General features: G+C 58.5%; 11 protein-coding genes. 5 read left to right on the forward strand and 6 right to left on the reverse strand.

Annotated elements, in window-relative coordinates; all coding sequences use genetic code 11:
* Positions 1-29 precede the first annotated feature (29 nt).
* The 4 genes from PQR54_RS19995 to PQR54_RS20010 form a co-directional block, all read right to left on the reverse strand.
* The gene (locus tag PQR54_RS19995) at positions 30-407 is read right to left on the reverse strand and encodes a response regulator (protein ID WP_408248653.1); all 378 of its coding nucleotides are present in this window, start codon (positions 405-407) and stop codon (positions 30-32) included.
* Positions 408-592: 185 nt separating this feature from the next.
* Entirely contained in the window at positions 593-1,240 is a 648-nt protein-coding gene (locus PQR54_RS20000) for a response regulator transcription factor (protein ID WP_408248655.1), read from the reverse strand.
* A 231-nt stretch (positions 1,241-1,471) separates the two neighbouring features.
* A complete protein-coding gene (locus tag PQR54_RS20005; protein WP_408218529.1) occupies positions 1,472-1,600 on the reverse strand; it encodes a hypothetical protein in 129 nt (42 codons plus the stop codon).
* Between the two features lie 54 nt (positions 1,601-1,654).
* A complete protein-coding gene (locus PQR54_RS20010) occupies positions 1,655-2,113 on the reverse strand; it encodes a hypothetical protein (RefSeq protein WP_408248657.1) in 459 nt (152 codons plus the stop codon).
* A 374-nt stretch (positions 2,114-2,487) separates the two neighbouring features.
* Between PQR54_RS20010 and PQR54_RS20015 the strand changes: the two genes are divergently transcribed.
* The 4 genes from PQR54_RS20015 (at position 2,488) to PQR54_RS20030 (ending at position 6,583) form a co-directional block, all read left to right on the forward strand.
* Positions 2,488-3,120, forward strand: a complete 633-nt coding sequence (locus PQR54_RS20015) for a DsbA family protein (RefSeq protein WP_408248659.1) — start codon at positions 2,488-2,490, stop codon at positions 3,118-3,120.
* A 480-nt stretch (positions 3,121-3,600) separates the two neighbouring features.
* Positions 3,601-3,894, forward strand: a complete 294-nt coding sequence (locus PQR54_RS20020; RefSeq protein WP_408248693.1) for a DUF3331 domain-containing protein — start codon at positions 3,601-3,603, stop codon at positions 3,892-3,894.
* 336 nt (positions 3,895-4,230) lie between these two features.
* Positions 4,231-5,253: a LysR family transcriptional regulator gene (locus PQR54_RS20025; protein ID WP_408248661.1), complete on the forward strand. Its 1,023-nt coding sequence runs from the start codon at positions 4,231-4,233 to the stop codon at positions 5,251-5,253.
* Positions 5,254-5,908: 655 nt separating this feature from the next.
* A complete protein-coding gene (locus tag PQR54_RS20030; protein ID WP_408248663.1) occupies positions 5,909-6,583 on the forward strand; it encodes a VOC family protein in 675 nt (224 codons plus the stop codon).
* A gap of 42 nt (positions 6,584-6,625) precedes the next feature.
* On the opposite strand, the gene PQR54_RS20035 is transcribed toward PQR54_RS20030, so the two are convergent.
* Entirely contained in the window at positions 6,626-7,582 is a 957-nt protein-coding gene (locus tag PQR54_RS20035) for an enoyl-CoA hydratase/isomerase family protein (RefSeq protein WP_408248665.1), read from the reverse strand.
* Between the two features lie 519 nt (positions 7,583-8,101).
* Here PQR54_RS20035 and PQR54_RS20040 point away from each other — a divergent pair.
* Entirely contained in the window at positions 8,102-9,427 is a 1,326-nt protein-coding gene (locus PQR54_RS20040; protein ID WP_408248695.1) for an epoxide hydrolase family protein, read from the forward strand.
* Between the two features lie 138 nt (positions 9,428-9,565).
* Here PQR54_RS20040 and PQR54_RS20045 read toward each other — a convergent pair.
* Positions 9,566-11,099 (reverse strand): efflux transporter outer membrane subunit (locus PQR54_RS20045; RefSeq protein ID WP_408248667.1); only part of this gene is annotated, 1,534 nt, incomplete at its 5' end.

Consider the following 11,099-nt stretch of genomic DNA (forward strand, 5'->3'; position numbering starts at 1 on the left):
GCTGACGAACCGACGGATTTTCAGCCAGCTCACTTCGGCAATATCTCGCCGATCCGCGCGAGTAGGCGCGCGTCATCCACTGGCTTTGAGAAGAAACCGGCGGCTCCACTAGCTTCCGCTCGTTCGAGAAGCTCTTGCGTCGCGTAGGCGGTAATGAAAATAACAGGAACCGGCCGCTTCCATAACTTGATCGATTCCAGCAGCGCAAAACCGTCCATGCCCGGCATGTGAATATCCGCGACGACAAGCTTCAATGCCGAGCGGTGCGTATCACCTAAAAGATGGTTGGCGGACTCGTAAACAATCACCTTCCAGCTTGCCGAACGAAGCAAACTGGATGTCGCCATCCGGACGAATTCGTCGTCGTCCACCACCCCAATAACTGCAGGAGAGCGCTTTGTTCTCATCTCGAGTCCGCAGGGCATCGAAAGGATTCAGAAAGGCTGAATCGTCTAGGCAAATTACAGGCCCACGGAGCACGCGACAATAAGACTTTAGAATGATTTTAGTGACAGCTCGTATTAGCCGGGATAGATCCCGGCCGGGAACGGCGGATAGCGCGCAGCGACTCCGGAAATTGGATTCCGACGCCTTAGTGCAGCGGCAGCACCTGCTGTAACTTCCTGACGACATCAGGCACCGAGCGCGCCTGCAGCTTGTGCATCGCTTGTGCGCGATGGATCTTGACCGTCACTTCGCTCAGACACAGGAGGTCGGCGATCTGCTTGTTCAACAGTCCGTCGGCGACCAACCTGATGACTTCCCGCTCGCGCGCCGTGAGCGAATCGTAGGTTTGACGGATACCCGCCACGATCCTCTCCTGGCGTTTTAATTCGCCATCCCTTTTCAGCGCCGCGGCGATCGTATCGATCAGATCCTGATCCTTGAACGGCTTGGTCATGAAATCGAAAGCGCCCGCCTTCATTGCCTTGACGGACATCTCGATGTCACCATGCCCGGTCAGAAATATGACCGGGAATCGAACACTTTCTTTGAAGGGATCCTGCTGCAACGTCAGGCCGCTCGTGCCTCGCAGACGAACATCGAGAATCAGACAACTCGGCACGTCCGGCATGTCCGTGGCGAGAAAATCGTCGGCCGATTCGAACGCGCGCACGTGAATTCCAACCGACATGAGCAGAGAGGTCAGGGCGCCCCGAATGGACTCGTCGTCGTCGACCACATAAACAAGCGAGTCTGGCAATGATTCACTTCCTACCCCAACGTTGTCATGTTTCATCGCTCGATCTTCGAAAAGTTCGTTACGCTAAGCTGACGCCGATACTTTTCGTATAGTAAGCAATGCTCGCGCTTATCGCTACCTGTTGCGCATGGTCTTCCTTCGTTTCATTGCGTCGCCACCTATTCCGTTACCCAGTAGCCCGAGCGACGAGCGGGCAAGAATGGTGTTTCTTCTGACGAATCGAATCATCCGTATGACAGAAGCATCCGTTCGCATTCGCGGATTGACTCACAGCAGGCACACACGACTCAGATCCACCGTCCGCCGATACACGTTTTTGTTGAGCCACGGGACGAAGGTGTACTCGTCGTAGGCGTGAGTGCCGACAAAAATCCAGTTGTGCAATACGCGAGACATAATCACCTCCTCAAATAAGTACGTCGACGCGCAACCGCGTTTCTATCGAATACGCTATTGCTCGCGAGACTGCTTTTCCCGCGACGACGCGACGGCGAATGCGATTACGCACGCGGCCTTGCTGAAGCATTCGATCGAAGAAAAGATTGCTATCGCGAAGGAATGGTTGAATTCCATCGGAAGTGCGGGTGCGATGGCCAACACGCTCGCACCGCAGAGAAAGGCAAAAATTCCGCGAGCGAACCGTGCTTTGGCAATGGCAGCGAGACCCGTGCCGACCACGACGAGCTTCGACACGAGCAGGGCAAGCAGCCCGGCGTGGACGTCGGCCCCGCCCAACTCTAGTGGTGCTTCAACCAGAGACCACCCGCAGACGATAAGCACGAGTGTTTTGAATACCCGCTCGGAGAGCGCATTCACTGTGGCGGCGTCGGTCTCTATCTCGCGCGGTGCTGACGGGAGCGCGTCGCCATGCAGGCTGATCACCGAATTTGCTGCTTCCCTTGCATTCACGACTCGCCCTCCAGGTGGTGGCGTGCGAGACGGCCGCACTCGCCATGAGATCAAGGTACATGGCCGGGCCGCTGAAAACCATTGTACGAACGGGTGGCAGTGCCACTGAAAAAGCGTGGGGAACTCATACGGCCGTATATGCAGTGGGAGCGAAATCCGGTCTAGACCGCCCGCGCCATACCTGCACGCAGCTATCGACGAAACAGGAAGACCTTGGTTACACGGTGTAAAGAGTGAATTGAGGCTAGCGTGGTTCGTGGCATCGCGATTCGGTTCTATGATCCTTCCACCCGACGCCGCCCGGTGGCGCATCACGTGTTCTTCAAGATCGGCACGACGGGCCGGCGCAACAGTGGAATCTAACGGAATTAGCGATGAGACTCATATTTGTAGGCGATCCAATGTGCTCCTGGTGTTATGGTGTCCACAGGGAGATGACAACCCTCGTAGAGGCGATGCCCGACCTTGAAGTACAGGTGGTGCTCGGTGGCCTGGCCGCGGGCTCCACACAGCTTCTGGACGACGCAGGCAAGCAGTTTCGCCTGACGCACTGGGCGCGCGTCGAGCAAATGAGCGGCGCGCAATTCAATCGTGAAGCGTTGCTTGCGAGGAAGAATTTTGTCTATGACACTGAACCGGTCTGCCGCGCGGTGGTGACGGCACGTCTGATCAAGCCTGCGGCTAATCTGCTGACGGTCTTCGGCGCGTTCCAGCGGGCATTCTATGTCGATGGACTTGATACCACGGACGGTGAGGTTCTCGCGGGCATCGGCGCGTCGGCTTTGAAGGCGCAGGGGTTCGACGTCGACGCCGATGCGTTTCTCGCCGCCTGGTCCTCGGACGAAGCGATACAGGCCGCTCGCGCGGATTTTGCGCTGACCCGCCGTTTGGGTGTGTCGGGCTTCCCATCGTTGTTTGTCGAGCAGAACGGAAAGTTCGGGCAGCTCAGTTCGGGCTACGCTACGGCGGCCAGCGTTCAACAGACGCTCATGCGCCTCGCCGCATAAGCGAACCCACTGGGCACGGATCTTAGGCACGTTGCGCAAGAATGCAGTTATGCCGATCGCGCGGCGCGGACTTGCAGCGCAGGTGTATGCAGGGAAGGAATCGGGCCCGCGCCAGAAGTATTGCCGAGGAAAAAGCCCTTTTCCTGAGCGCGCATTTTATCCACACCTCAATGGCCATATCATGGCTTCGGAGCAAATATGCAAACGCACCGATAGGTGACAAACGGCAGCCGTCCTTGGGCGTTTGGGTCACCAAGCGTCTGTTCGGTGCGCTTAACGTGTTGTTACCGGTGTGGCGTCCGGTTCGGCGAAAAGTGAAATGTTACGTTTCGATTCATGAGGAGCGCGGCCATGCTGGTTAGCCGAGTGGACCCGTGGGGTCAGACGATACGACTGTTGTCATCGGGATTTCAATGCCCTGACGCGGACGCTGATACGAGGCCGGTGCCAAAACGCGGGACATCCCATGGTTTCGAGGCGATGCCGGGTATTGGGCACTTACCTCATCTGAAAGTGAGTCTGATCGAGCGGACCACAGCGCTCACTGTGACCATTGCCTGGCGCGACTCGACCAGCTGCTTCTACGGGGCCCAGGTCTGGCGGCTCGCGAACGCCAAGGTGTCAGGGACATGCGTGTTGAGCGGGCAACGGATCAGGCGCGGGGACCGCATATTTCATCCGCAGCGCTCGAAGCCCGCGCCGGTTAATGCCCGCGCGATGATCCTCGAATCGGCCCTCGACTTGATCGAGCCGTTGCAGACCAGTCCGATCTAGACGTTTACCCATTCGCCAGCCGATTTCCTTCCCGTATTCGCGCCCCCGCGAAGTCCCGCGATGTCTTGCTGGTGCATGATGCGCCGCGATAGCCGTGTCCTGAGACCACGCAAAAGTTGCCGAAAAAGCATTCAGGCCGGATAGGCGCGCGCATCCGAACGTATTAGTCGGGCACGCGAGCGCACAATGGGTTACACCATATCGAACAATGGTGCCACACAGCGTTCGCGCTTACCCTTCATTCGTTTCCCGGCTGTTTGAATTGTCTCGCCAGGGACGATTCGCGGCGCCTGAATACTCTGCTCTACATCTCTACATTGACCAGTGAGGTGCGAGATGGACCAGCTCTACATGTTGCGTGCATTCGTTGCCGCCGCACGGTATCAAAGCTTCAGCAAGGCTGCGGAATCGCTGAATGTGACCACAGGTTCGGTATCGAAAGCGATCGCCAAGCTCGAAGGGTGCATCCAGACGAGGGTCTTGCTCAGGACGACAAGATCTGTTTCTTTGACTGAAGCGGCGCAACCCTACTATCAAAGTTGCTGCCGTCTGCTCGAAGAACTCGACGAAGCGAATCGCCGCATTACGCGCTCGCGTGAAGTCGACAGCGGAAAGCTGCGGCTGATCGTGCATCCGATGCTGATGAGTGAAACCTTTTCGCGCCTGGTGCGGGGCTATCACGCCATTGCCCCCAATGTGAATCTGATCGTCTCCGTTCAGGAGGGAGCCGCCAACCTGTACGACGGCCGATTCGACATGGCGATTCTTCCGCCGCATCTTGTCGAGCAGTCCGCCGTGATTCGCCGCACGTTGTCGAAGTCACAGCGTATCTTCGTCGCAGCGCCCGCGTATCTGGAACAGTACGGTGTTCCTCTAACCGCCGCCGAGCTGAACCATCACTTTCTTCTGCTGGACACGGATTCGCGCAAGAAAGGCGTGGACGTCGTCGATCTGCTCGAAGGCGAAGCGCGCGTGAGCGTGTCTCCCATGTCGTCGATGGACGGGAACGAAATCTTGCTCAGGGCGGCGGCACTCATGGGGACCGGTATTGCCGCATTGCCGGAGACCATGGTGCGTGAGGATATCGAAGCCGGGCGCCTTACGCCTATCCTGCCGCTGTGCACCACATTCGACAGCAAGGTCGAAATCTGTCTCTTCTACTCGCACAGGGAACTGCTTCCGGCGAGGCTCAGGACATTCGTCGATTATTGCATCCAGTTTTTCAGATCATCGGCTCGATACGACATCAAGGATGCAGCAACTGTTTTGCCGTTGAGTGACTATCGGGAAGATTACGGCTGGCGGCAAGCCGAGGCTCGATATGCGCGGCCTTCACCGTTCGAATCGGTGGGCCGGTGACCCGGGCAGCGCCGGAATGAAGGTTGTTCTGCGTTGACCGCATCGGCGCCTGGGCTCGCGCCCTTGTGGCTTATTTGGGGCGTGACGATTGGCGTTTTGACGACTTCTGCGCCGATGCCTTGTGAGGCGCCGGTAACGACAACGACCTTTTGTGACGTACTCATGGAGACCCTCCGAATCGATTGAGTGGACGCTGTTATTGATCGGGTCCACGGCTCCGATAAGGGGCTAATCCAGGCGCTTTGGCGCCGGGTTCGAATACCCTCCGGCGCAAACAGACTTGCGTGCGCGGAACAAGTCAGGTGCGACGCACGCGGCGTGAGGATGCGTGGTGCCTGGTCACAAGACGGTTTAATCGCACGCGGCAGGTTCTTCGGCGATGTCGCACCGAAGAACATTTCGCCACAAAGAATGCATTGACTCCTCCTGTACTCGTGAGAATTGTTCATTATTGATTTTCCTCCTTGAAGCTTTTTGAAAGCGGAGCTTTACTGGAGATTTCTTGCATGTTCATCCCGCCTCTTGGTAAGCCATCAGATACAACAATCCGGTCAGGCCGAACAACAAGGAGTCGGACATTCCAGATCGGCTAGACGAGTCGCCACGTTAGAACGTATCAGTCACCCTTGATTCACCGAAACACGAGGAGCTTGACATGAGCAATGCACAAACACCCAACGAAGCCAGGACGGCTGCAGGTACAGCGCAGACGGTCGACATGAAGCTCGAGATAGTTGTCATCCCGGTCTCCGACGTCGATCGCGCCAAGCAGTTCTACGTCAGCTTAGGTTGGAGGCTCGACGTCGATATCGCGAAAGATGAAGCGTTTCGGGTTGTCCATTTCACGCCCCCGGGCTCGCAATGCTCGATCCTTTTCGGCAAGGGCGTCACGACGGAAGAGCCGGGATCGGTGCAGGGACTCCATCTCATTGTGTCCGACATAACCAGGGCGCACGCTGAGCTTGTCGAGCGCGGCATCGACGTGAGCGAAGTTTTCCATGATGCCGGCGGCCTTTTCCATCGTGCGGGCAAGGAGGGACGCGTGAGCGGCCCGCAAGCGGCGCGGAGCAGCTATGGTTCCTTCGCTTCGTTCAGCGATCCTGACGGAAATGGCTGGGTCTTCCAGGAGGTGACCACCCGACTTCCCGGAAGAGTAGACGCGCACGCCACGACATTCACTTCGGCAGTGGAACTCGCAGGGGCGCTGCGCCGCGCGGCGGCCGCGCATGGCGAACATGAAAAACTCTCCGGACAGCATGACGAAAACTGGCCGGACTGGTATGCCAACCATATCGTTGCAGAGCAGGCCGGCACGCAGCCGCCAAAATGAACCCCGCGACTGATCGCTCGGCCCGCTACGAAGCGAGTGGCATTACTTGTCCGGTTGATTGACCTGGCCGGTGTAGCGGTCGAGATGAATTTCCACGTCAGGCTTTTTCTGCAGTCCGAGTTCCATCAGTTTCTTGATGTCCCGCTGTGCCGCTGGACGTTGCACGGAAGTAATGAATGCGTCCCACTGTGGCCCGACTTCGCTATCGGGAGGGAGAGTGGCAATGTTCACGAAGTGCTTGATCTCTCCGATGGTTTGCTTGTCGAAGGATGCTATGCGGCGAGCGAGGGTATCGACAAACCTGTCCAATTCGGCATCCGGAAAAGAGCGGTTGACATAGCCATAGCGTTCGGCAAGTTCGCCGTTGATATCGTTGCCGCTCAGCAGAATTTCCAGTGCGCGGCCTCGACCCATTAGACGGGGAAGACGGGACATCGGTCCGCCGCCGGGAACGAATCCGGCACCCACTTCGAATTGGGAGAGCACGGCTTTTTCACGGCTGGCGAAGCGCATGTCGGACGCAAGGGACAACTCGCTGCCAACGCCCGTAGCCCGGCCCCGGATCGACACGATCGACACCACGGGAGAGCGGCTCAGGCGAGTGAGCATATCGGGTAGCGGCGCCATGCCTGTCGGACCGGGCGGCATGCGCGTCGTGACTTCGAGGGGCGGTACGAAGTCGTAGTGAGTCAGGAAGAAACCGGGTACCGCGCTATCGAACACCACGACCTTCAGTTCGGGATCGTTCTCTATCTGGGTGATCACGCTGTTCAACTGCGGTATGGATTCCGGACCGAAGATATTGAAGGGCGGATGGTCGATGGTGACGCGCCAGTATGCCGGCGTCACGCGCTTGATCCTGAACTCATGCTTCGCGCCGGCTTCCGGTTGCGCACTTTGATTCGCAGCGGTGCTCGCCTGGTCGTTCTGTGCTATCGCGCTGCCGTTGAAAAACAGTTGGCCTGCGACAAGTGCCACCAGCAGTTGGGTCAGTTTCATGTTTGCTTCCTTTTTGATGCTGAGGAAATTCGCGGAAGAAAGAATGCGCGGGACATCCGGTCCACACAAATTAGTGTAGGCACCCATTCGGCAGATACCAATGAACATGACTGCACCGGTCAATCAAGAATCGGCTCAATATATTGAGCGATGCGAAGTAATGTGAGATTGTTCAGCCGGTACGGTCGTTAGTGCATGGAATTTGGACACGATCTTTTCACGCATCGCGTCGATACGGCGATGGCTGGAAAAGTCGAACACTACGGATTTGTTCGCGACCGACACAACTGTTGTTCTAGGCTGGCCGTTTACCCGGAGGGCTTGCTTCCACACAATCGCTACAACTACTGCGAACTGCGGTTTGCGGTCGGTCGAAGCGATAACGATGTGAGGCTTGCCAACAGGCTGCCTCTACAGGCGGTTCAATTGGACAATCGCGAAGGCGCTTGCCCAGAATATTGCAGTACTGCCGCACTCATCGCTCCGCCTCATTGGACTCTTTGCCGAACAGGAGCTTGTATGGCTGACACTATTCTTCCCCAGACCCCGTCGCGCCGCCGGTTTATCGGTGTGGCAGCGGCGGCCGCTGTTGCGGGCTCGTTGAGTCGACTCGCTTTCGCGGAAACGAATCAAACTATCACTGAGATCACGAAGTCGAGCGGCGGTGACAAGACCGCTATTCGTCCACTTCGTGTGCACGCGCCGGAATCGCAACTCATCGAATTGAAGAGACGTATCAAGGCAACCAGGTGGCCAGACCGCGAGACGGTGACCGATGCGTCACAAGGTGTGCAGCTCGCGACAATGCAGAAGCTCGCGCGTTATTGGGCGAGCGGCTATGACTGGCGCAAAGTCGAAGCGAGGCTGAACGCGCTGCCGCAGTTCGTCACCGAGATCGACGGGGTCGACATTCATTTCATCCACGTCCGTTCGAAAGATGCCAATGCGTTGCCGGTTATCGTTACGCACGGGTGGCCCGGTTCGATCATCGAGCAGTTGAAGATCATCGGTCCGCTGACCAATCCGACCGCCCATGGCGGGACGGCGTCGGACGCATTCGATGTGGTGATTCCGTCGCTGCCGGGTTACGGGTTCTCAGGCAAACCGACGGCGACCGGCTGGGATCCTGTTCGCATCGCACGCGCCTGGGTCGTACTGATGAAACGGCTCGGCTACACGCGATATGTGGCGCAAGGCGGCGATTGGGGGAATGCTGTCACGGAGCAGATGGCTCTGCTGGCACCGCCGGAACTGCTCGGCATTCATACCAACATGCCGGCAACTGTGCCGGACGACATTGCACAGGCACTCAAGCTCGGAGAGCCGGCGCCTGCAGGTCTCTCCCCCGATGAAAAGCACGCGTTCGATCAGCTCGACTATTTCTATAAGCACGGCCTTGGCTACGCATTGGAAATGGCGAACCGCCCGCAGACGTTGTACGGCATTGAGGATTCGCCTGTCGGCCTCGCCGCGTGGATGCTCGACCACGACTCAGCCAGTCAGGCGCTTATCGCACGCGTGTTCGACGGACAGTCCGAGGGGCTTACGCGAGACGACGTTCTCGACAACGTCACGCTCTATTGGCTCACGAACACGGCAATATCGTCGGGCCGGTTGTATTGGGAGAACAAGCTCAACTTCTTTGCTCCGAAGCACGTTGCCATCCCGGTTGCCGTCAGCGTCTTTCCAGATGAAATCTACGCTGCACCGCAAAGCTGGACAGCGAAGGCGTATCCGAAGCTGATTCACTACAATCGCCTCCCCAAAGGCGGACATTTTGCGGCCTGGGAGCAGCCGCAAGTTTTCTCGGAAGAAGTTCGCGTGAGCTTCCGGTCGCTGCGTTGAACGCAAAGATATAGGCGGCGTCGGAACGGCTGGTGGAGTCGTAAAGGTGCCTGTTCGCTGACCTCATGTTTGAAAGAGGTCAGCTACAGGAACATGGGTCTCATACGCACATCTTGTCGCACGCGGCAGAACACTGGTTCAATGAGGACTTTCCTGCCTGGCATACGTTGATTCCCATCCGCCACCGAGCACCTTGCATAGCGTGATGAGGTTCGCGTCCGCGGCGGCCTTGCTCTGTTCAAGATTACTCTGCGCATCGAGCAACTGTTTCTGCACGTTCAGCACGTCGAGGAAATCCACCGCACCCGCCTTGTACCGTTGCTGCGCAATCGACAGCGCGCGCTGGTTCAGGCTCACAACCGTTTTCAGCCGATCGCGGCGCCGCTGTTCGGCGTCATAGACAACCAGTGCATCGTCCACCTCACGCCATGCCTGAAGCACGGTGTGCTTGTAGACAATCGCCGCTTCCTGCTGCTGCGCCTCGCGCAAATGAAGCGTGCCCTTCAGGCGTCCGCCTTCGAATATCGGCAGCGTGATCGACGGTCCCACGACAAACTGGCCGGACGCCCAGTCGGCGAGATTCGACAGTTGCAGGCTCTGGAACCCCGCGCTGCCGTTCAGCGAAATGCGCGGATAGAAGTCGGCCTTCGCCATGCCGATCGTCGCAGTGGCCGCATGCAACTGGGCCTCGGCTTTGCGGATGTCGGGTCGGCGCTGCACCAGTTCCGACGGAACGCCAATCGGCACCTGATCGGGCAGCGCCGGCACATCGTGCGGCTCGGCGAGCATCTGCTGCAACGCACCCGGTTCTTTCGCCAGCAGCACGCCAATCGCATTGATCGTGGTCGTGTTGCGCGATTCGAGCGTCGGGATCAGGCTTTCGATCGACTCCGCCTGGGCCATTGCGTTGGCCACGTCGAGGTCCGTCGTGACGCCTTCATGCACCCGGTTTTGCGTGAGCTTCGTGGCGTCGTGGGCGATGTCGAGGTTCTGTTTCGCGATCTGCAGCAGCGCCTGCGTGTCGCGCAACTGAATGTAGTCGCGCGCGAGTTCGGCGCGGGCGGACAGCAGGATCGCATTACGGTCCTCGTACGAGGCATCGGAGAGCGCCGATGCGGCCTCGACACCGCGTCGCACGCGGCCCCAGAAGTCGAGTTCCCATGAGGCATCGAAGCCGAACTGGTACAGATCGTAAGCAGGCGAGCCCTTGGATCCCGGCAACGGCGCGACACCAAGCGGCGCGCTGCCCGATGCCGACTGCGTCTGACTTCCCGTCGGCGTGACGCCAAGCAGCGACAGGATGCCGTTCGGACTGCCGCGCTCGCGGTCATAGGAGGCGGCGCCGTTCAGCGTCGGATATTCTTCGGCACCGGCAATGCGCTGTTGCGCCCGGCTTTGCCGCAGACGTGCCGACGCGGCTGCCACATCGAGATTCGCATCGGTCAGTTGCTGTTCCAGCGAGTCCAGTATCGGATCGTTGAACAGCGTCCACCATTGCGGTGTGAATTCAGATTCGACTGCCTTGCTCGAAGCCTGTGCGGTCCGGGTGCGGTTGAACACGTCGGGCGTGGCGGTCTGCGGGCGTTCGAAGTTTGGGCCCACCAGACAGCCCGTGAGCATCGAGCACAGCAGCAGCGCGAGCGCCGGTGTGCGCAGGGAGAAGTCGCTCGCA

It is taken from the genome of Paraburkholderia phytofirmans, from assembly GCF_046028095.1.
GTDB classification, from domain to species: Bacteria; Pseudomonadota; Gammaproteobacteria; order Burkholderiales; family Burkholderiaceae; genus Paraburkholderia; species Paraburkholderia phytofirmans_A.

Bases quoted from the DNA above. Each gene is read 5' to 3' on its own strand.
- PQR54_RS20040 (WP_408248695.1), top strand. From the start codon at position 8,102: ATGGCTGACACTATTCTTCCCCAGACCCCGTCGCGCCGCCGGTTTATC.
- PQR54_RS19995 (WP_408248653.1), bottom strand. From the start codon at position 407: ATGAGAACAAAGCGCTCTCCTGCAGTTATTGGGGTGGTGGACGACGAC.
- PQR54_RS20020 (WP_408248693.1), top strand. From the start codon at position 3,601: ATGCCGGGTATTGGGCACTTACCTCATCTGAAAGTGAGTCTGATCGAG.
- PQR54_RS20030 (WP_408248663.1), top strand. From the start codon at position 5,909: ATGAGCAATGCACAAACACCCAACGAAGCCAGGACGGCTGCAGGTACA.
- PQR54_RS20035 (WP_408248665.1), bottom strand. From the start codon at position 7,582: ATGAAACTGACCCAACTGCTGGTGGCACTTGTCGCAGGCCAACTGTTT.
- PQR54_RS20005 (WP_408218529.1), bottom strand. From the start codon at position 1,600: ATGTCTCGCGTATTGCACAACTGGATTTTTGTCGGCACTCACGCCTAC.
- PQR54_RS20000 (WP_408248655.1), bottom strand. From the start codon at position 1,240: ATGAAACATGACAACGTTGGGGTAGGAAGTGAATCATTGCCAGACTCG.
- PQR54_RS20025 (WP_408248661.1), top strand. From the start codon at position 4,231: ATGGACCAGCTCTACATGTTGCGTGCATTCGTTGCCGCCGCACGGTAT.
- PQR54_RS20015 (WP_408248659.1), top strand. From the start codon at position 2,488: ATGAGACTCATATTTGTAGGCGATCCAATGTGCTCCTGGTGTTATGGT.